The sequence below is a fragment of the Pseudomonas sp. NEEL19 genome (assembly GCF_028751975.1).
Classification (GTDB): Bacteria; Pseudomonadota; Gammaproteobacteria; order Pseudomonadales; family Pseudomonadaceae; genus Aquipseudomonas; species Aquipseudomonas juntendi.
The window spans coordinates 1,464,085-1,483,267 of the sequence record NZ_CP081491.1 but is presented as its reverse complement, the minus strand read 5'-3'; the positions used below and the strand labels follow the sequence as shown (position 1 = coordinate 1,483,267).

The 19,183-nt window shown below is 60.2% G+C and carries 18 protein-coding genes and 1 pseudogene; 5 read left to right on the top strand and 14 right to left on the bottom strand.

Features of this window, described 5'->3' with window-relative positions; genetic code table 11:
- Window positions 1–90: 90 nt before the first annotated feature.
- From K4A76_RS23860 to K4A76_RS06670, 3 genes and pseudogenes are all read right to left on the bottom strand, one after another.
- On the bottom strand, window positions 91–795 hold the full coding sequence (locus K4A76_RS23860; RefSeq protein WP_371262779.1) for a methyl-accepting chemotaxis protein: 705 nt from the start codon (window positions 793–795) through the stop codon (window positions 91–93).
- Window positions 796–999: 204 nt separating this feature from the next.
- Window positions 1,000–1,479, bottom strand: a pseudogene (locus K4A76_RS23855) (methyl-accepting chemotaxis protein); the annotation flags it as partial.
- Window positions 1,480–2,171: 692 nt separating this feature from the next.
- Window positions 2,172–2,933 (bottom strand): SDR family oxidoreductase, encoded by a 762-nt coding sequence (locus K4A76_RS06670; RefSeq protein ID WP_274411774.1) that lies wholly within the window; start codon window positions 2,931–2,933, stop codon window positions 2,172–2,174.
- A 178-nt stretch (window positions 2,934–3,111) separates the two neighbouring features.
- Between K4A76_RS06670 and K4A76_RS06665 the strand changes: the two genes are divergently transcribed.
- Both K4A76_RS06665 and K4A76_RS06660 read left to right on the top strand, forming a co-directional pair.
- Window positions 3,112–4,113, top strand: coding sequence for an NADP-dependent oxidoreductase (locus tag K4A76_RS06665; protein WP_274411773.1), 1,002 nt, complete (start codon window positions 3,112–3,114; stop codon window positions 4,111–4,113).
- Between the two features lie 313 nt (window positions 4,114–4,426).
- Window positions 4,427–5,317: a glycosyltransferase family 2 protein gene (locus K4A76_RS06660; RefSeq protein ID WP_125920285.1), complete on the top strand. Its 891-nt coding sequence runs from the start codon at window positions 4,427–4,429 to the stop codon at window positions 5,315–5,317.
- Here the strand turns inward: K4A76_RS06660 and K4A76_RS06655 are convergent.
- Both K4A76_RS06655 and pyrF read right to left on the bottom strand, forming a co-directional pair.
- Complete coding sequence (locus tag K4A76_RS06655) at window positions 5,314–6,510, bottom strand: O-antigen ligase family protein (protein ID WP_054911861.1); 1,197 nt, start codon at window positions 6,508–6,510, stop codon at window positions 5,314–5,316. The two genes, K4A76_RS06660 and K4A76_RS06655, sit on opposite strands and share 4 nt — an antisense overlap.
- A 116-nt stretch (window positions 6,511–6,626) precedes the next feature.
- The gene (gene pyrF, locus K4A76_RS06650) at window positions 6,627–7,328 is read right to left on the bottom strand and encodes an orotidine-5'-phosphate decarboxylase (RefSeq protein ID WP_125855705.1); all 702 of its coding nucleotides are present in this window, start codon (window positions 7,326–7,328) and stop codon (window positions 6,627–6,629) included.
- A 182-nt stretch (window positions 7,329–7,510) separates the two neighbouring features.
- Between pyrF and K4A76_RS06645 the strand changes: the two genes are divergently transcribed.
- Complete coding sequence (locus tag K4A76_RS06645) at window positions 7,511–7,678, top strand: DUF2897 family protein (protein ID WP_009685950.1); 168 nt, start codon at window positions 7,511–7,513, stop codon at window positions 7,676–7,678.
- A gap of 189 nt (window positions 7,679–7,867) precedes the next feature.
- Here the strand turns inward: K4A76_RS06645 and K4A76_RS06640 are convergent, their stop codons facing one another.
- Window positions 7,868–8,203, bottom strand: coding sequence for a ComEA family DNA-binding protein (locus tag K4A76_RS06640; protein ID WP_274411772.1), 336 nt, complete (start codon window positions 8,201–8,203; stop codon window positions 7,868–7,870).
- A 457-nt stretch (window positions 8,204–8,660) separates the two neighbouring features.
- Between K4A76_RS06640 and K4A76_RS06635 the strand changes: the two genes are divergently transcribed.
- Complete coding sequence (locus K4A76_RS06635; protein ID WP_274411771.1) at window positions 8,661–9,050, top strand: hypothetical protein; 390 nt, start codon at window positions 8,661–8,663, stop codon at window positions 9,048–9,050.
- 283 nt (window positions 9,051–9,333) lie between these two features.
- Entirely contained in the window at window positions 9,334–10,176 is an 843-nt protein-coding gene (gene kdsA, locus K4A76_RS06630) for a 3-deoxy-8-phosphooctulonate synthase (RefSeq protein ID WP_054911859.1), read from the top strand.
- A gap of 47 nt (window positions 10,177–10,223) precedes the next feature.
- Here kdsA and K4A76_RS06625 read toward each other — a convergent pair whose 3' ends face one another.
- The 8 genes from K4A76_RS06625 to gmd form a co-directional block, all read right to left on the bottom strand.
- On the bottom strand, window positions 10,224–10,370 hold the full coding sequence (locus K4A76_RS06625; protein ID WP_274411770.1) for a hypothetical protein: 147 nt from the start codon (window positions 10,368–10,370) through the stop codon (window positions 10,224–10,226).
- 88 nt (window positions 10,371–10,458) lie between these two features.
- Window positions 10,459–12,465 (bottom strand): polysaccharide biosynthesis protein, encoded by a 2,007-nt coding sequence (locus K4A76_RS06620; protein ID WP_054911858.1) that lies wholly within the window; start codon window positions 12,463–12,465, stop codon window positions 10,459–10,461.
- A gap of 105 nt (window positions 12,466–12,570) precedes the next feature.
- Window positions 12,571–13,575 (bottom strand): MraY family glycosyltransferase, encoded by a 1,005-nt coding sequence (locus K4A76_RS06615; RefSeq protein ID WP_274411768.1) that lies wholly within the window; start codon window positions 13,573–13,575, stop codon window positions 12,571–12,573.
- Entirely contained in the window at window positions 13,572–14,543 is a 972-nt protein-coding gene (locus K4A76_RS06610) for a UDP-glucose 4-epimerase family protein (protein ID WP_274411766.1), read from the bottom strand. The genes K4A76_RS06615 and K4A76_RS06610 overlap by 4 nt, the downstream gene beginning before the upstream one ends.
- Window positions 14,544–14,684: 141 nt before the next feature.
- Window positions 14,685–15,794 carry a glycosyltransferase family 4 protein gene (locus K4A76_RS06605; protein ID WP_029885246.1) on the bottom strand — a complete coding sequence of 370 codons (1,110 nt, stop codon included), beginning with the start codon at window positions 15,792–15,794 and terminating at the stop codon, window positions 14,685–14,687.
- The gene (locus tag K4A76_RS06600) at window positions 15,791–16,933 is read right to left on the bottom strand and encodes a glycosyltransferase family 4 protein (protein WP_274411762.1); all 1,143 of its coding nucleotides are present in this window, start codon (window positions 16,931–16,933) and stop codon (window positions 15,791–15,793) included. The genes K4A76_RS06605 and K4A76_RS06600 overlap by 4 nt, the downstream gene beginning before the upstream one ends.
- Window positions 16,930–17,826 (bottom strand): GDP-mannose 4,6-dehydratase, encoded by an 897-nt coding sequence (locus K4A76_RS06595; RefSeq protein WP_274411761.1) that lies wholly within the window; start codon window positions 17,824–17,826, stop codon window positions 16,930–16,932. The genes K4A76_RS06600 and K4A76_RS06595 overlap by 4 nt, the downstream gene beginning before the upstream one ends.
- Window positions 17,826–18,857 (bottom strand): GDP-mannose 4,6-dehydratase, encoded by a 1,032-nt coding sequence (gmd, locus tag K4A76_RS06590; RefSeq protein ID WP_054911853.1) that lies wholly within the window; start codon window positions 18,855–18,857, stop codon window positions 17,826–17,828. Before gmd ends, K4A76_RS06595 begins: the two co-directional genes overlap by 1 nt.
- Window positions 18,858–19,183: the final 326 nt, after the last annotated feature.

Here is a 19,183-nt window from a genome sequence, read left to right as displayed (position 1 = left end):
CCCACAGGGATTGCATCAGGGCTGACAGGTGTTTGTCAGAAGATATGCAGCACCTGGCAACCCTGATGCCATCGCCAGAAACCACCTGGGCTACAACCTGAAATGCCCCACCATCCCCTTCAGGTCGGTGCCCAACTGCGCCAGCTCCACACTTGAGCGGGCATTGTCCTGCATGGCCAAGGCCGCCTGGTCGGCACTGCCGCGGATCTGTGTGACGCTGCGGCTGATCTCTTCGGCAACCGAACTCTGCTGCTCGGCTGCAGCGGCGATCTGCTGGTTCATCTGCTGAATCAACGACACTGCCGCGGCAATGCTGCCCAGCGCACTTTCGGTGTGCAACGCGTCAGCCACCGCCATACGCACCAGTTCGGCACTGCCGCGGATCTGCGCCACCGACTGCTGCGCATTGCCGCGCAAGCTGGCCACCAGGGTCTCGATCTGCTCGGTGGACTGGCGGGTACGCTTGGCCAAGGCCCGCACTTCGTCGGCCACCACGGCAAAACCGCGCCCCTGTTCACCCGCCCGGGCCGCTTCAATGGCGGCGTTCAGCGCCAGCAGGTTGGTTTGCTCGGCCACGCTCTTGATCACTTCCAGCACATCGCCAATGGTATGGATTTCGGCACTGAGGCTGTCGATGCCGGCACTGGCGGTTTCCGCCGCGGCGGCCAGTTGTTCGATGCGCTGCATACTCTGGCGCACCACCTGCTGGCCCGAGCCGACCTTGGCGTCTGCCGCCTCGGCCGCCTGGGCCGCTTCTTCGGCGTTGCGCGCCACGTCGTGCACGGTGGCGGTCATCTGTTGCATGGCGGTGGCGACCTGTTCGGTTTCCTCTTTCTGGCTGCCCACCTCACGGTTGGTCTGTTCGGTCACCGCCGACAGCGCCTGGGCACTGCCTGCCAGTTGCTCGATGCCCTGCTGCAAGCCACTGACAATACCGGCCAGCCCCGCAGCCATCTGCTGCATGGCCTGCATCAACTGCCCCACTTCGTCACGCCGCGGCGCCTGGGCATCGAACGCCAGCTCGCCCGCCGCAATGCGCTGGGCGCGGGCGATCACATGCTTGAGCGGGCCGACCACCGCGCGGGTAATCAACCAGGCCGCCAGCACGCCGGCCACCAGCGCCAGCACCGTGGCCAGGCCAATGGCCAGGGCATTGCGCTGCAGCTCGCCCTGCAGTGCCTGCTCCTGCGCCAGGTATGCTTGGTCGACGCGGCCGGTGACCTGCTCGGCACTGGCCTGCAACTGGTCCTTCAACCCTTGTTCACGGGCCAATTCGTCGGTGTATTCGTTGAGCTTTTCCGAGAAGCTGGCGATGTGCCCCGCCACTTCGCCCAGCACGCTCTGGTAACCGGCATCGGTAACGGCGCCCTGCAGCTGGCCGACCAGGCTGGCCGCCTCGACGGTTTGAGCAATGCGCTCTTTACTGACACCCTCTTCGCCCTTGCGGCTTTGCTCCAGGCGCACCCGCGCTTCGTCCATGGCCTGCAGCATCAGCCGTGACACCTGTGCCACCTGGCCGGCTTGCTCGAGAAACTCGCCGCCCTGCTGGCCTTGGGACTGCTTGAGGGTGTACACGCCATCGTCGGCCAGGCCGGCCTGCAGCACATCCAGGTTATTGGCCACGCTGGACACCGACCAGCTGGCCATGTCCAGCGCCAGCTCCTTGGCCTGCACCGCCTGCACGAAGGCTTCGAATGCCTGGCCGTAGGCCGCCAGGTCGGACTCTGCCGCCGTCAGCGCCGGCAGGGTCCTGGCGCGCTCGGCAAGGCCCTTGAGGCCGCTGCGCAGCGCTTCGGCCTGTTTCAGGTCGGAACGCAGGGCAAATGCCTGTTCGTGCTGGCGCAAGCGCAGCAGGTCGGTATTGAACTGGGCCAGCTGGCGCAAGCTGTCGAAGCGCTGGCCCACGTTGTATAACGCCGCAACACCAATGGCTGCGACCGCCAGTGTCAGCAGCAGCACCAGGGCAAAGCCCAGCCCCAGTTTACGGGCCATGCCCAGGTTGGCCAGCACACCATGCTTGCTCGCGCCCATTGCCCATTCCCCTTGTGCTTGCGAGGTTAACCCGAAGGCCAAGGTTGGCAACGTTGCCTGCTGCTGAACAAGGGCCTGACGTCAGAATAGTGTCAAATAGCTATGTCTTGTCGCTTTTAGCTGCGCTGAAGTCGGTTTCATCAGATCGCTGTCGCCCCACCGTCCACGGTCAGGCAGTGGCCAGTGGTAAACGCCGCGCCGTCGCTGCACAAGTAAAGCACCGCACTGGCAATTTCCTCCACCTTGCCAATGCGCCCGACCGGGTGCATGGCCGCGGCGAATTCAGCCTTGCGCGGGTCGGCTTCATAGGCACGGCGGAACATGTCGGTGTCGATCACCGCCGGGCATACGGCGTTCACGCGGATGCCCTTCTTGGCGTACTCGATGGCCGCCGACTTGGTCAGGCCGATGACCGCATGCTTGCTGGCACTGTAGATGCTCATCTTCGGCGCCGCGCCCAGCCCTGCCACCGAAGCGGTATTCACGATCACCCCGCCGCCCTGGGCCAGCAGCAACGGCAGCTGGTACTTCATGCACAGCCACACCCCCTTCACGTTCACGCCCATGATGGCGTCGAACTCGGCCTCGCTGCCATCGGCCAGGCGATGCTGCTCGATCTCGATACCGGCGTTGTTGAAGGCGTAGTCGAGCCGGCCATAGGCCGCCATCAGCTCGTCGTGCAACTGACGCACCGATGCGTCACGGGTTACGTCGCAGGCAATGAACAGCGCCTGGCCCCCCGCTGCCTGGATAAGCGCTACGGTGGCTTCACCGCCGACCGTGTCGCGGTCGGCCACTACCACCTTCAAACCCTGCTGGGCGAACGCCAGGGCGGTTGCCCGGCCAATGCCGGCCGCCGCGCCGGTAACCAGGGCTACCTGGCCAGAAAAGGTCATGCTCATCGCGCGCTCCTGTGACGGTATGGTGGGGTTCAGAGCATAGTCAGGCGTTGGCTGGCGGGGCAGCATCATCACATGAGCATTTGGGCTGCCATGCTTGTCAGTGATATTAAGGACCAGTCTTCATCAACAGGGTAGATTGAAGCCCTGTTTCCCTCCACTGCCTACAAAGGACCCCGTCATGAGCCAAACCAACCGCCGCTTCCTGCTCGCCAAACGCCCGGTGGGTGCCGTGCGCCGAGACGACTTCAGCTACGAGACCGTACCTGCCGAGCAACCCGGCGAAGGCCAGGTGCTGGTGCGCAACCTGTACCTGTCGCTGGACCCCGCCATGCGCGGCTGGATGAACGAAGGCAAGTCCTACATTCCGCCCGTGGCCCTGGGCCAGGTGATGCGCGCGCTGGGCGTGGGCGAGGTGGTGGCTTCCAACCACCCGGACTTCAAGCCCGGCGACCATGTAAGCGGCGCGCTGGGCGTGCAGGACTACTTCACCGGCGAGCCCCAGGGCCTGCACAAAATCGACCCCAACCTGGCGCCGCTGCCACGCTACCTGTCGGCGCTGGGCATGACCGGCATGACCGCCTACTTCGCCCTGCTGGAAGTGGGCCAGCCCAAGGCTGGCGACACCGTGGTGATTTCCGGCGCGGCCGGTGCGGTGGGCAGCATTGTCGGGCAGATTGCCAAGGTGAAGGGTTGCCACGTGGTGGGCATTGCTGGCGGCGCCGAGAAGTGCCAGTACCTGAAGGACGAACTGGGCTTTGACGGGGTGATCGACTACAAGGCCGAAGACGTGCTGGCCGGTTTGAAGCGCGAATGCCCGAAAGGCGTGGACGTGTACTTCGACAACGTGGGCGGCGAGATTCTGGACGCGGTGCTGACGCGCATCAACTTCAAGGCACGCATCGTGATTTGCGGCGCCATCAGCCAGTACAACAACAAGGAAGCGGTGAAGGGCCCGGCCAACTACCTGGCATTGCTGGTGAACCGCGCGCGCATGGAAGGCTTTGTGGTGATGGACCACACCAAGGAGTACGGCAAGGCCGCAAAGGAAATTGCCGGGTGGCTGGCCAACGGGCAGGTGAAAAGCAAGGAAGATGTGGTGGAGGGGCTGGAGACCTTCCCAGAGACCTTGCTGAAGCTGTTCAACGGTGAGAATTTCGGCAAGTTGGTGCTGAAGGTGTAACCCTACCCGAATGCGCAGCCCCCGGAAGTTGCGGCCTGGCTTCACGCCGGGCTGCGCAGCACAGCCCCCTCATTCCCGCACGCTCAGCAGGCGCCCGTGGCCCTGCTGGCGCCGCGAATTGCAGCCCCCATCGGCGTACCGGATTCACAGGTTGACCGTGCCTGCCCGATACCTGCCGTATCCCTTCGTTGTCCCTTCATTTAGAATGGGTAAAGCCTGAGCAAGACATTGGATTACCATCACTTCAGGCCTGGGCAAACAGGCAGTCTGCACCTAAGCGTCAGACAAAACGGATCAACGCTAGGGGTTTGAAATGTGTTCTGAGAATCACGCCGTTACTGACAATCCGTTGGTGACAGTGATCATCGCGTCTTACAACCATGCGCGCTACATCGAAGCCAGCATCATGAGCGTCATCAACCAGACCTACAGGAATATCGAGCTTCTGGTGATCGATGACGGTTCCAAGGACGACAGCCCCGCATTGCTCAAGCGTTTGCAGCAGCAGCACGGTTTCTACCTACGCCTGCAGGCCAACCAGGGCCTGGCACGCACCCTCAACGACGCGATCGCGCAAGCCAAGGGCGACCTGATAGTGCCTTTTGGCTCTGACGACATCATGCTTGCGCACCGTATCGCCACCCAGGTGGCGTATATGCAGGGCAAGCCCGAGGTGGGAATTTGCTCAGCCAACATCGAAACCATCGACCAGGACGGCAAGGTGATGGGTGCCCGTGAGCAGCGCAACCGCAACCTGCCCTTCCGCCGCCTGGACTTCGACGACTTGTTTCTCGACCGCAAGCCAGGGCCCATGGCAGCCACTTTGATGCTGCGCCGTGAGGCCCTGGAAAAGGTAGGTGGCTTCAACCCGGATATCCGCCTGGAAGACGTTTACATCGAGTTGTCGATTGCTCGGGCCGGTTATTACATCGACGTGTTGGGTGAAGTACTGGCGCAGTACCGTGACCACCCTACCAATACCTTCAAGAACGGCCGCTTCATGGTTGATAACGTACTGCGAACCTTTGCAGTGTTCAGCGACCACCCGCAGTACGAGCAGGTTTGCATGAAATTCCGCAACTCCATGCTATTGAAGTACGCCAACCGGGACAAAGCGCTGAGCCGGGAAATGCTTGCGCAAATCCCGCTCAGGTACTGGAACCGCAAGACCCTGCGCGGGCTGTGGCGGTTGCTCTGGTCTTAAGTAACGCGGCCGCGCTGCCAATGGATCAGTGACTGCCCGTAGACCAGCGCCAACGGAATCCAGATCAGAAACCAATGCTCTTTCGGGCGTGACATGAACGCGCTGCCTTCAGTCAGGCCCGAAACAAAGCCGAAGATCAGCCAGGTGGCAGCCAGCGTTACGCCAGGATGCTTGCGATAATTCCAGCAGAAGTACATGGCCAGGCTGTAGATCGTCATCCACAGCACCAGGCCCACCACCCCGCCCGCGTACAGCACGCCCAACTCGATGTTATGAGGGTCGGCAAGCGTTTGCGCGAGGCCCGGAATAATCACGGTCATGGGCGCGTCGTAACCATGCCCCAGCCACGGATGCTCGCCAATCTGGCGCAGCGCCTCCAGCCAAATGGCCGGGCGATAGGACAAGCCCCGCTGCGTGACGGCCTCCGGGTAGACCAGCACCATGCCCAGCAGCGCGACCAATACCGCAGCAAGCGCCAACAGCCCGCGTTTACGGTCGCCGACAATAATCAGCCACGCCAGTGCCGCGCCCAGGCCCATCAAAGGTGTCCGTGAACCTGTGGCTACTACCGTGGCGCCCAGGATCGCCAGCCACACCAGCGACATCGGGTCGAGCACGCGTTTTGCCTGGAACCAGTACGCCAGCCATACGGCTGTGAAAGCGCCCAGCACATGAGCGGTCAGTAGAGGGTTGTACAGGGCCCCGTAACCTTCCAGCCGGCTGGCACCCGCTGGCCGTTGGTAAAGCAGGAAATAGCCGAGGTACAGGGCCGCCGCTATCCCTACCAGAGTTGCAGCGATGCGCACGCACTGCTGAAGATGGGCCGGGGCATGCAGGCTGATCATGCCTGCCGATAGCAGCACCATGGCGATGTACAACGGCCTTTTCAGCAAGCTCCCTGCGGAGTTGGCCGAGTCGGACCATGCAATGCTCAGCATGGTGTACGCACAAAACACCAGGAATGCGATGAATAAAGGATTGCCGGCCAGCTTTTTCAGCATTGCCGGCTGCAATAGCAGCGCCACCAAGGTTGGCACTGCCAGCAGGATATAGAACAGCTTGTGGTAGAGAGAACGTTCCCCCACCCAGAACATGCCCGTGAGCATGACCAGCCAACCCAAAGGGAGAACATAGCTGTTGACCTTCCTTCCCCAGCGCTGGGCCGGGGATTCGACTAATACATCGGCTGACATTGACGTTCTCGACAAGAGTGGGGAACTCACGGGCTGCTTACTCGATGTGGCCGTAACACAGGCATTTGAACAGAGCGCCTAACGCGCAAGGCTTTAGCCCAACGATGGCTCGGCACTCAGTTGCGAATGTCGGCAACAACGGCTGACAGCGCCTGGCCAGGGTTTGCCGCTTGGCTGATGGGCCGGCCGATCACCAGGTAATCCGAGCCGGCATCCAGCGCTTGGCGCGGGGTGAGGATGCGGCGCTGGTCATCCTGCGCGCTACCCGCCGGGCGAATACCCGGGGTCACCAACTGCAGCGCGGGGTGCGCCGCCTTCAAGGCCGGTGCCTCCAGCGCCGAGCAAACCAGCCCGTCCATGCCCGCTTTCTGCGCCAATGCCGCCAGTCGCAATACCTGCTCTTGCGGGTCTACATCCAGGCCGATGTCGGCCAGGTCTTCACGTTCCATGCTGGTCAGCACGGTCACGCCAATCAGCAACGGCTGCGGGCCGCTGCGCTTGGCCAGCTCTTCGCGGCAGGCCGCCATCATGCGCAGGCCACCGGAACAATGCACGTTGACCATCCACACCCCCATTTCGGCCGCTGCCTTTACCGCCATGGCCGTGGTGTTGGGGATGTCGTGGAACTTGAGGTCGAGGAACACTTCGAAGCCCTTGGCGCACAGGGTTTCGACAATACCCGAAGCGCTGCTGGTGAACAGCTCTTTGCCCACCTTTACCCGGCACAGCGCAGGGTCAAGCTGGTCAGCCAGCTTCAGGGCGGCATCACGGGTCGGGAAATCCAGGGCGACGATCAGGGGCGTCTGGCAGGCGGACATGGCAGGGTCTCTTGGCAAGTCGAAAACGGCGCGCATTGTAAACGAAGTGGCCCCGGCTTTGGGGCCCGCAGGTCACGGAATTGGCCTGGCACGGGCCGGCACCTATAATTGAACCAACGGAACGGGTAATTGCTCAAACTTTACACAAGCGTTGCCCATGGCCCGATCAAAGGAGAACGACAATGCCCTGGTATGCCTGGCTGATCCTCATCATAGCCCTTGGCTCCATCGTCGGCGGGTTGATGATGCTGCGCGACACAGCGAAAAAACTGCCGCTGACCGACGAGCAACTGCGCAAGGTGCATGAGCGCAACGCCGAGGCAGATGCCAAGGATGCGCGGGATCGCTGAGACGGCCCGCCGTTGCCCGGGGCGCGAGGATTGTTTTTACGGCCACTTGTAAACGGGGCTGGGGGCTAATGCCTGTTAGTTAAGCGTTACTGGGGCTGCTTTGCAGCCCTTCGCGGGCGTGCCCGCGAAGGGTCGCAAAGCGGCCCCAAATTACTTAACTGACTGGCACGACCCCTGCCCCTCCTGCAGTTAATCCACCATCACCTTGTCCCGGTTGCGCTCCAGCAGGGCATTGCCTATCCCCTTGATCTCCAGCAACTCATCCACCGAGGCAAACGGCCCGTTCGCTTCGCGGTAGGCCACAATAGCCTCGGCCTTGGCCTTGCCAATGCCATTCAGCTCCTTCTGCAGGGTCAGGGCATCGGCCTTGTTCAGGTCTAGCCGTTGCGGCTGCTGCACCTGCTGCTGGCTGATTATCGGCACCGGTTCGACAACCGCTGCCGTATTGGCCGGGGCGGCACTGAGGGAAAAGGACAGGCTGGCGAACAGCGGCAGCAGCAGGTACGACAGAACGTTGTTACGCATGGTGAACACTCCTTGGGTTGGTCTTTTACAGCAGCCGGTTTCCTTCGGCTGTGCTAACCACTCTAGCGTCCACCCCCGCCGCCAAACACCCACAAACCGGGACAATTGATTACCGAATTGGTCAGCAGGTCGCCCAACTTCGCCTACGCTCGAAAAGCGGTCACTTCACCGCACACGAACCTTGACCCGCCGATACAGGCCCAGGGTAGAAATATTGTCATCAAGTTCCGCTCGTTCAACTACCCCCTCCCACATCTGCGCGGCCATGTTCCTACGGCATGTGCCCACGAAGACGATCACCAACGCCCAGCTACACCTTGACTGTTCTCAGTAGCAACCTGGACAGCCGAAAGCACCCAGTGCATCCATCACTCAGGCATGCCGATGAATGATGCTTTGTAGAAAGCTCAAGCAATTTACGGTATCTATACCGGTCTTTTGATGCAGGGGTAGAGCTGTGGAGTGGTACGAGTCGCTGTTTCTGCAAATGTGTGGGCATGTGCTGACCGCGTCCAGGCTAGCCAATCACCGTGGGCTCTCTGGGGCACTGACGCTGGACACCCTTGTAACGCGCGATCTGGTTGAGAGTTACCAGCGGAACGTAGCAGTTGCATTCAGCCAGGCAGAGATGAAAGACCAACTTGCAAGCGGCGCGCACTGCGTGGTGCTGATCCTGGTGAAAGATCATCAGTTTCAGCATTACCTGGCAGACATCAACAGTCAGCAAGAAGTCGTGTTGAGTGCAACCCTGCGTACAGATGCTCGTTCCACAGAGCATGCCAATTATCATGTTGACGTCGCGATTATCCGCCCAACCACTTCAGGCCCGATGGATATCGCTCACTAGGTTGGCAGGAATGGGTCGAAACCTCTTCGGCGTTGTCGTTCAGGCTGCCAGCAAGGCGGGGGTAAATACCCTGACCCAGCGCCTTGCCTCAGTGGTCAAATGCGACGACACCTCTGACCGAAATTGAACCCATAAGGGCCGGCCAGAAGCTCCCCTACCCGCCCTTGCTCAAAAAGCAGGAGAAAGACTGTAGAATCAGCCCATCCACTGTTAGCAAGGGCGTTCTGGCCACAATTCCTTTGCCATGTAACCAATGGCTGCCCCTGGGCCTATCGAGTAAAAAATGATCAAGATCAACTCCACCATCGAATGCTCCAACTCGGCTCCTTTTGTGCTGTTCGGCGGCATCAATGTTCTCGAGTCTGAAGACCTGGCGCTGACCGCCTGTGCCGAATACGTGCGCGTCACACAGAAGCTGGGCATCCCGTATGTGTTCAAAGCCAGCTTTGATAAAGCGAACCGCTCATCGATCCACTCCTACCGTGGCCCCGGCATGGAAGAAGGGCTGCGGATCTTCGAAAAGGTGAAGGCCGAGTTCGGCGTACCGATCATCACCGACGTTCATGAAATCTACCAGGCGGCCCCGGTCGCGGAAGTGGTCGATGTACTGCAGCTGCCGGCTTTCCTCGCCCGCCAGACAGACCTGGTGGTCGCCCTCGCCAAAACCGGCAAGCCAGTGAACATCAAAAAGCCGCAATTCCTTAGCCCGTCGCAAATGCAGAACATCGTGCACAAGTTCAAGGAAGCGGGTAATGACCAGCTGATCTTGTGTGACAGGGGCACGTGCATGGGCTACGACAACCTGGTCGTGGACATGCTTGGCTTCGGCGTCATGAAACGCACCTGCGAAGATCTGCCGATCATCTTTGACGTTACCCATGCCCTGCAAAACCGTGACCCATCCGGCGCGGCTTCCGGGGGCAGGCGTGAGCAGGTAGTAGAGCTGGCGCGTGCGGGAATGGGCGTGGGCCTGGCCGGCCTGTTCCTGGAAGCCCACCCTAACCCTGATCAAGCCAAGTGTGACGGCCCCAGCGCCCTGCCACTGGACAAGCTGGAACCCTTCCTCGCGCAAATCAAGGCGCTCGATGATCTGGTCAAGTCGTTCCCGCCGTTGACCATTGTTTAAGCTGCGATGATGAACTAGGCCGCTTCTGCGTTAGAAGCGGCCTAGTATCAAGACCCAGGGTTGCCGTCGAAAATCTCGACAACACCGACCATGGCGCCGCCGGGCGCCACCACTACCAGGGCACGGATCTTGTTTTCCAGCATGTAGGCTTCAACAACCGACACGCGGCACGCGGCAATCTGCGGCGATGGCATGAGGGTTCAACGTCATGAATTCGGTAACGGGAGAATGAATGACCTGGTTACCCTTCAGCAAGGCACGGCGCAGACCGAAAAGCAGCAATTAGCTTTTTTGTTGTTGCTGGTAGATCCAGTCGACAATTTCACCTGATGGCGCGTAGCCATTGACCAATTCCCTCAGTAATTGACGGATACGGGCAAAATCATCAACGGCAACAGCGTTGAGCATTACACCCAGACGTTCACGTAAAAATTCCCAGCCTACATAATCTTCATTCGCCACCATGATCATGGGATGAACCGTAGGAGAAACGTCGTCACCGATCAACAACTCTTCAAACAGTTTCTCCCCCGGGCGCAACCCTGTGAACTCAATTGCGATATCGCCGCTGGGGTTCGCTGGACTACGCACGCTAAGGCCCGACAGGTGAATCATTTTTTCGGCCAGCTCTACGATTTTCACCGGCTCGCCCATGTCGAGAACGAAGACGTCCCCGCCTTGGCCCATAGCCCCGGCCTGCACGACCAACTGGGCAGCTTCGGGGATAGTCATGAAATAGCGGGTGATTTTTGGGTGCGTAACCGTGATCGGGCCACCACTTTTGATCTGCTTGTGAAACAACGGTATCACCGAGCCAGAGGACCCCAGTACGTTGCCAAACCGCACCATGGTGAAGCGGGTTTTATTGACTCGCGCAACCTTGCTGCTGTCACCGTACAACACGGGAGCCGTCTCGCGGCTGAGGGCTTGTAAAATCAACTCCGACAGCCGCTTGGTGCCGCCCATTACATTGGTAGGCCGTACTGCCTTGTCGGTGGAGATGAGCACAAAGTTCGCGACGCCTGACTGCAGAGCCGCCTGCGCCGTACAGAGCGTGCCATAGACATTATTCAGAATGCCCTCGGCCATGTTGTGTTCAACCATCGGCACATGCTTGTAAGCGGCCGCATGATAGACAGTGGCTACACGCCAGGTCGCCATCACATCTGCCAGATGTTGCTGATTACGCACTGAGCCCAGAATGGGCAACAGCCTCACCGAAAGCGATTCGCGTGCAATGCGCTGCTCCAGTTCGGTAAGAATCGCGTAGAGGTTGTACTCACTATGATCGAACAGCAGCAATGTAGTAGGCCCGAGCCCGATGATCTGGCGGCAAAGCTCTGAGCCTATGGAGCCCCCTGCCCCGGTAACCAGGACCGTTTGCTTGTAAATACAGCGTTCGAGCAGATCTTCCTGGGCTGGCACTGGGTCCCGCCCAAGCAGGTCGGCAATGTCGACATCCTGAATGTCATCTACCTTGACCCGGCCACTGGCCAGGTCGGCAAAGGCCGGCACGCTGCGCACATGCAGCGGGTAGGGCTCAAGCAGGGCCAGTATCTCCTTGCGCCGGGCGCGCGACACGGAAGGCAGGGCCAACAGGATCTCTTGCGCTCCGGTTTCCTTGATCATCTGCTGCAGATGCTTCGGTTTGTAGACCTGCAAGCCGGAAATGACCCGATTGGCCAGATCGCCATCGTCATCGATGAACGCCACCGGACGCATCACACGGCCCATGCGCAGTGCTGCAAGCAACTGGTTGCCGGCCGTGCCAGCGCCGTAGATAGCCACTTTGACCAAGCCGTCATCGCGGCTGGCGAACGGTATCTGATGGGCGCCGGTAAACCAGTCACCCATGAAATACTGGCGCATGACCAGGCGCAACCCGCCAATGATCACCATGCTCAACCACCAATAGTTGAACACGATGGAGCGAGGGACGAGGACCTGGTGGTTGCTGTACCAATACACAACCACGGCCAATATCAGCGATGACAGGGTGACCGCCTTGATGATGGCGACCAAGGCGTCATTACCGAAATAACGCATTACCGCCCGGTACATGCCAAAGCGAATGAACAGCGGAATGGCCACCACCGGTGCAGCCATGAACAGCCAGCGATGCTCGACTATAGGGTTGTACATCTCATCGATGCCCAGGCGCACGATGAACGACAACCACAATGCTAGCCAGATCAACACCACGTCGGCGCACACTTGCACCAGGCGTTTTTGCCGCCTGGACAGGTTAACGAGGTATTCACGCACCCTGCTGTTCTTCGCTGCGCTCATCTGGCATGCCTCAGCGCAAACAGGCTGCGAATGACGGCCGGCGGCGTTTCAGGGGCCAGGCGCAGGGTAGGTTCACCTGCTGGATGCCTTGGGAGCTTGCTCATCCTATTCTTTTTCCCCTGCTTTATAGATTAACGCCAACACTATCAGAGGTACGTAGGCCACCAAGGTTCCCAGTGCACCATCGAGCTGAAATACCACGACCACCATAGCCACGGGTAACAGCCAACCCAGGTTGATGGCCGCTACGGCCAAGGTGACTGTGCGGTGGCTGCCGTGGTGGCGGGTCGCGTACTGGTAAGCATGGCTGCGATGCGCTTCGTAAACCTTGTCGCCGCGCAGCAAACGCCGAACCAAGGTAAATGTGGCATCCACCACGAACACACCCAAAAGTATTAACCACCCCCAGAATAATAGCGGGTTTACCCAACCTGCCAGTAACGCCAGCAGGCCCAGCACCATACCGAGGAAACCACTGCCCGCATCACCCATGAAGATGCGGGCAGGGGGGAAATTCCAGCATAGGAAGCCAGCCACCGTCGCAGCCAGCAACAGGGGTAGCCAGGCGTGATGAGCATGATCGGTTACCCAGTACAACAGGCTGGCCCCCACGCAAACGCAGATGGCCTCGACACTGGCGAGGCCGTCGATACCATCCATGAAGTTATAGAGGTTCAGCAGCCATACCAGGTACAGCGCGCCGAATAGGCTGCTCAGCCATAAGGGGGCCAGCGTAAAGCCAAACACACTGATGGGCGGCATGCCCCCCAGCCAAGCGAGGCCCCAGGCCGCAGCCGCAAAATGGCCCAACAGGCGCCAGCGCGCAGCGATATGCCCGTGGTCGTCCATGAAGCCGATCACCCCCACAAGCCCCCCGGCGCCCAGCACCCCGACTACCACGTAAGGTGCGATATGCCCCGTAAGAGCTATACAAAGCGCTGCCAGCAGGAAAGCCACCACAAAGCTCAAGCCGCCGCCGCGCGGCGTAGGCAGAGTATGTGAGCTACGAGCATTGGGGATATCCATCAGGCTACGGGACAGCGCATAACGCCGCAGCGCTGCCGTCATCCACCATGCTGCCACGCCTGCCGCCAAAACGAGCCAGATCATGGGCGGCGCGCTTCCAGCAAAGATTGAGCGGTCATTTTCAGTCCTTGTTCCAACGTGTAGGGAGGGTACCAGCCGAGCAACTGCCGGTTCTTGGCGATATCCACCTGCAGTGAGCCGAGCAGGCGCTGAGCGAGGTCCCGCCGCCTCACCAACTGCGCTGCGCCATGCAACACCCCCACCGGCACAGGAAGCAGGCGCGCCGGCTGCCCCAGCACGCGACCTAGCGCATGCAGCAACTGGCTGAGGGAAACGTCTTCCCCGTCACTGGCCATGAAGGTCTGGTTGGCGGCGTTTGGATGGTCAATGCAGGTAATGATCAGGTCGACCAGGTTGGCCACCGACACCAGGCTGCGACGGTTGTCGACCTTTGCGAATGGCAGTGGCACACCACGCTGCACCCAACGCATCATGCTATGGAAATTGGCCTTGACCCCCGGCCCGTAGACCAGCGTAGGGCGAATCACAACCACCTGCATCGCGGTAGTCGCTGCCAGCTGGCGCAACCCCTGCTCTGCTTCGAGCTTGGACAGCCCGTAGGCATCCTGCGGTGCCGGCACATCATCAGCATGCAGCGGCTTGCCTGGCTGGCTGAGCTCACCATTGACCTTGACCGAGCTGATGAAGATAAAGCGCCTTACACCTGCGGCAGCGGCCTGGCGGGCCAGATTGAGCGTGCCCTCGACATTGACCCGACGGAACTCGGCCAGGCTGTCGCTGGCAGTTTCCTTCATGACATGCACCCGGGCAGCGGCATGCACCACAGTATCGACACCGGCCAGTGCTGCAGCCCAGTCGGTGCTGGCGGCGAGGTCAGCGATGCGCACCGCTTGCGCACCCGCAACGGGCGCCTGGCCATTGCCACGCAGTGCGGCTCGGGTATCGAAGCCCGCGTTACTGGCCAGCTGACGGCATAGCGCGCTGCCGATGAAGCCGCTTGCACCTGTAACGAGTATCGTGCGTTTTTCCATATAGCTCTGTCTCGAGTCAACGGGGCGCAGGTTTAAACGGAAATTGCCAGGGCGCAACCACTGCCCGATCCACCACCGTGCAACGCGCTTGGGTGCCGCAATGGCCGACCGGACTTGCTGCTTGGCTGCGCGGGTGAACAGCTAAAGCAGGCTACGATAGAGTTCGGCATAGCCAGACGCCATGGCCGATGCGGTGAATACCTGCTCATAGCGCTGCAACGCCCGCCCTCCCATGGTTTGGGCCATGGCCGGATCGTCCCACAACCGTTGCATGGCTTGCGCCAGCGCTGCGGCATCGCGTGGAGGCACTACCAGCCCCGTCTCGTCGGCCAGATTGATGAACGTGGTGCCCGATCCCATTTCGCAGGAGATAAGCGGTTTGCCATACATGGCCGCCTCCAGCAGCGAGATGCCAAACGACTCCGAACGCAGGTGGGACGGGAAAGCGAAGGCGTAGCACAGTTCAAGCAACGCCGCCTTGTCGTCATCCGGCAGCCCGCCCAGGAACTGGACATTGTGCAACCCCGCCTCCGCCGCCTGCTGCTTCAGCTGATGCTCAAGGAAGCCGCCCCCCATGATCACCACCGGCAAGCCGTTGATACGCGCGGCTTCCAGCAAATAATCCAGGCCCTTGTAATAGCGCAAGGCGCCAACGAACAGGAAAAAACGCTCGCCCAGGCGTTGCCGCCAATAGGCCAGCTTCTCGGCACTGGCGGCGGGATAAGTGGACCGGTCCAGACCATAGGGAATTATGGCGACCTTGTCTTTGAACTGGGTCAGCACCGGGCTATGCGCGGCGTAATTCGGCGAAGATGCAACTATACGATCAACGCTGGAAAAGAACCGCCGCATCAAGGGCTGGTAGAGCTTGAGCAGCCACTTTTGCTTGACGATATCGGAGTGGTAGCTGACCACGGTCGGTTTGTTCAGCCGGGCCAGGAAGTGCACAACATCCATGTACGGCCAGGGGAAGTGGTAATGCACGATGTCTGCCTGCCTGGCGAGTTCGGCAAAATCCTTCATTGCCGACAGCGAAAAGCCCGTGGAGGCGACGTGCAAATCGAGCTTGGCCCGATGGGTGCGGTGGTTGGCCACGCGTTCGTCACGCCCTGAGCCCCGTGGGCTGAGGTAGAGCACTTCAGGTTCAACGCCGTGGGCTTGAGTCCCTTCGGCAATCTGGAAGATTACCTGCTCGATACCGCCCATGGAGTCCGGATAGTACGTTTTGAAAAAATGCAGAACCTTTATCATCTTTCCCTGACCGACTTGTAAACCTCGACCGTTGCCTGGGCACAGCGCTCCCACGAGAAGCCGCCGGCATGCAACAGGCCCTGCTGCACCGCCGTTGCCCGCCAGGCTTCGTCCTCAAGCCCTTTCTGCAACAATGCAGTCAACCCTTCTACATCATCAGGTGCGCACATCAGCGCAGCCGGGCCTGCCACCTCAGGCAGCGACGAGCTGTTGGAGCACACAACGGGCACCCCGGAGCTCATGGCTTCAAGTACCGGCAAGCCAAACCCTTCGTAATGCGACGGGAAGGTGAACAGGCGCGCGCCGGCGAACAGCAAAGGCAGGTCTGCGCTGGCCACGAACCCGAGGTAGTGGGCCCAACCTTGCTGCTGCGCCTGGGCGATACGGTCATGAATGGCTTCGCTGCGCCAACCATGGTAACCGGTAAGAATCAACGGCCAGCGTTGGCGCAGGGCCAGCGGCAGACGACTGTAGGCATCCAGTAGCGAGACGATGTTCTTACGCGGCTCGATGGTGCCAACGAACAGGCTATAGCCGCCCGGTTGCAGGCCATGGCGGGCCAGAGCCTCACGCAGGGCATCGGGGCTGCGGGGGTGAAACTGTGGTGAACTGGCCAGGGGTACCGCGTGAATCCGGTCCAGCGGCCAATTGAAATAGTCGGCCAGTTCCTGTCGCATGCAGTGCGATACGGTAATCAAGGCATCTGCACGCTTGAGGCTTTGCGTAAGCTCCTTTTGCAGATACCGCGCGATTTGCGGCGTATGGCAGTGCGCCCAAGTGAACGGCGACAAATCGTGAAACGTCGCGACCCGCGGACCCGCGAATGGCGGCAAGTAAAAGTTGGTACTGTGATAGATGAAGTCTTCATGCCCGCGCAGCGCTTGCTTGCGCAAAATGGGCATCAGCCGCCGGTACACTTCCACAGCCAGTGCGTTTTTCTGCACAAAGCGCTTCAGGCCGTGCACAGCGTCGGACTGGTCAGAAGGTGCGACCAGTTCGGGCAAAAACTTGCGACCAGCAAACAGCCGCAACTCGCTGATTTCCTCAGCGTGCTGCAGCCGCGAGGCTAATTCATAGGTATAACGCCCAATGCCGGTGAGCGGAAAGCGCACCGACTCTACAGAAAGGATAAGCTTCATTTATCAGCAAGCATCCAACCCAGCGTTTCATCCAGCGACGGGGTTTCCCAGCCAGGTAACAAGGCCCGCAGCTTTGCGTTGTCACCACACAGGGTTTTGACCTCGTTAGCGCGGACAAAAGCCGGATTCACCTGTACCTCGAGTTGGTGCCCCGTAATAGCCGAGCACCTCCCGATCACTTCGCGCAACGAATGGGTTGTACCAGAGCTGACATTGATCGCCTGCCCGACCGGCCGTGCTTCGATCAAGCCACGATAGGCCTGGACAACCGCGCGCACGTCACTGAAGTCGCGCCAGACATCCAGGTTGCCAAGCTCGATCACTTCGGCCTTGCGACGAAAGTGCGAGACGATCTTGGGCAGCAGGAAGTTGTCTGCCTGCCCGACACCGGTGTAGTTGAAGGGCCGCGCGATAACGATAGGCAGCCGATCGCACCACAGCCTGGCCATGTACTCCATGGCCAGTTTGCTGACCGCGTAATCATTGGCGGGCGCCGGCGGCGTCTGCTCGTTCAGCAGCCCTTCGGAAACGTTGCCGTAAATATTGGCACTGCTGGCAAGCAACACACACTCAGGTGTTTTGCCGCAGGCCGCAATAGCTTCGAGCAGGTTGCGCGTACCTATCAGGTTGACCTGATAGAACGCGTCGGCAGCACCATGCCCTACAAAAGCAATGGCAGCCAGATGGACGATGACATCCGGCTGCAGTTCGGCCAGCAACGCGCGCAACCCAGGCCCATCAGCAAGGTCGACCTGACGGTAGTCAGGGGCCTGCAGGGGCTGGCTGCCAGTGCCGAAAACTTCATAGCCAGCAGCTCGTAGTTCTGCCGCCATGTAACGGCCGGTGAACCCGTGTATACCTGTGATGAGTGCGCGTTTGCTGGCCATTTGCATCAGAACGAGAACCCTTGTTCGTTACGACGCAGGTCGGCTTCGACCATCATGCGGCACAGCTCTTCGAGGCTGGTCTTGGGCTCCCAGCCCAGCACGTTCTTGGCCTTTTCCGGGTTGCCGATAAGCAGTTCGACTTCGGCTGGGCGGTAGAATTTCGGGTTGATGACAACCAGTACCTTACCGGTTGCAGCGCAGCTACCCTGCTCCGCTTCGTCTTTGCCGCTCCACTTGATTTCAATACCAACTGCCTTGAAGGCCATGGTAACGAAGTCGCGTACGGTTTCGGTACGGTTGGTGGCGAGCACGAACGTATCCGGTTCGTCAGCCTGCAGCATGCGCCACATGCCCTCAACGTATTCCTTGGCGAAGCCCCAGTCACGTTTTGCGTCGAGGTTGCCCAGCTCCAGCTTGTCCAGCAGGCCCAGCTTGATCTTGGCTACCGAGTCGGTGATCTTGCGGGTCACGAACTCACGGCCACGCAGTGGCGACTCGTGGTTGAACAGGATGCCGCTGGTAGCGAAGATGTTGTACGACTCACGGTAGTTGATGGTCATCCAGTGAGCGTAGAGCTTGGCCACGCCGTAAGGGCTGCGCGGGTAGAACGGGGTGGTTTCGACCTGCGGAATTTCTTGCACCTTGCCGAACATTTCCGAGGTGGAAGCCTGGTAGAAGCGCGCCTTGGGGTTAACGATACGAATGGCTTCGAGCAGGTTGACCGCGCCCAGGCCGGTGATTTCGGCGGTGGTCAGCGGTTGCTCGAACGACACACCCACAAAGCTTTGTGCGGCGAGGTTGTATACCTCGGTGGCCTCGGTGGTTTGCAGCAAACGGATGCTGGCCGACAGGTCGGTGAGGTCGTATTCGACCAGGTGCAGGTTAGGGTTGGTATGGATACCCAACTCCTCGATGCGCCAGAAGTTGACCGAGCTGGTGCGACGGTAGGTGCCGTAAACGGTATAACCTTTGTCCAGCAGCAGTTCCGCCAGGTAGGCGCCGTCTTGACCAGTGATCCCCGTAACGATTGCTTTCATGCGACTTAACCAACTCCGATAGTGCCGTGCGGGCATGGATAAATGATGGAACCACGCGGGCCGTTCCTGCCGCGCGTGTAAAGATTTGATGCGGAAGTATACATAGGTCGGACGGAGGACTCGACTCGCAAAATAACCGCGTGGCGGGTTGTGCCATTTACGGCTTGCCGGCCAGCGCCTTGGGGAAGGTGCAACGGATGAACGACCTAGCTGATGAGCTAAAGGATAAGTACCCGCGCAATGGCTTGCCAGCATTTAGCGTGTAGGAAAGGTCTGAAACGGAAGGCGGGGCCCATGTGGACCGCTGCCTGCCGTCGGGCGCTCAA

Coding starts and splice junctions, on each gene's coding strand:
- gmd (WP_054911853.1), bottom strand. CDS start 18,857: ATGAAAGCAATCGTTACGGGGATCACTGGTCAAGACGGCGCCTACCTG.
- K4A76_RS06605 (WP_029885246.1), bottom strand. CDS start 15,794: ATGATAAAGGTTCTGCATTTTTTCAAAACGTACTATCCGGACTCCATG.
- K4A76_RS06640 (WP_274411772.1), bottom strand. CDS start 8,203: ATGCGTAACAACGTTCTGTCGTACCTGCTGCTGCCGCTGTTCGCCAGC.
- K4A76_RS06610 (WP_274411766.1), bottom strand. CDS start 14,543: ATGGAAAAACGCACGATACTCGTTACAGGTGCAAGCGGCTTCATCGGC.
- K4A76_RS06660 (WP_125920285.1), top strand. CDS start 4,427: ATGTGTTCTGAGAATCACGCCGTTACTGACAATCCGTTGGTGACAGTG.
- K4A76_RS06625 (WP_274411770.1), bottom strand. CDS start 10,370: ATGCCATCGCCGCAGATTGCCGCGTGCCGCGTGTCGGTTGTTGAAGCC.
- K4A76_RS06665 (WP_274411773.1), top strand. CDS start 3,112: ATGAGCCAAACCAACCGCCGCTTCCTGCTCGCCAAACGCCCGGTGGGT.
- kdsA (WP_054911859.1), top strand. CDS start 9,334: ATGATCAAGATCAACTCCACCATCGAATGCTCCAACTCGGCTCCTTTT.
- K4A76_RS06595 (WP_274411761.1), bottom strand. CDS start 17,826: ATGCAAATGGCCAGCAAACGCGCACTCATCACAGGTATACACGGGTTC.
- K4A76_RS06645 (WP_009685950.1), top strand. CDS start 7,511: ATGCCCTGGTATGCCTGGCTGATCCTCATCATAGCCCTTGGCTCCATC.
- K4A76_RS06600 (WP_274411762.1), bottom strand. CDS start 16,933: ATGAAGCTTATCCTTTCTGTAGAGTCGGTGCGCTTTCCGCTCACCGGC.
- K4A76_RS06615 (WP_274411768.1), bottom strand. CDS start 13,575: ATGATCTGGCTCGTTTTGGCGGCAGGCGTGGCAGCATGGTGGATGACG.
- K4A76_RS23860 (WP_371262779.1), bottom strand. CDS start 795: ATGACCGCCACCGTGCACGACGTGGCGCGCAACGCCGAAGAAGCGGCC.
- K4A76_RS06655 (WP_054911861.1), bottom strand. CDS start 6,510: ATGTCAGCCGATGTATTAGTCGAATCCCCGGCCCAGCGCTGGGGAAGG.
- K4A76_RS06670 (WP_274411774.1), bottom strand. CDS start 2,933: ATGAGCATGACCTTTTCTGGCCAGGTAGCCCTGGTTACCGGCGCGGCG.
- pyrF (WP_125855705.1), bottom strand. CDS start 7,328: ATGTCCGCCTGCCAGACGCCCCTGATCGTCGCCCTGGATTTCCCGACC.
- K4A76_RS06620 (WP_054911858.1), bottom strand. CDS start 12,465: ATGAGCGCAGCGAAGAACAGCAGGGTGCGTGAATACCTCGTTAACCTG.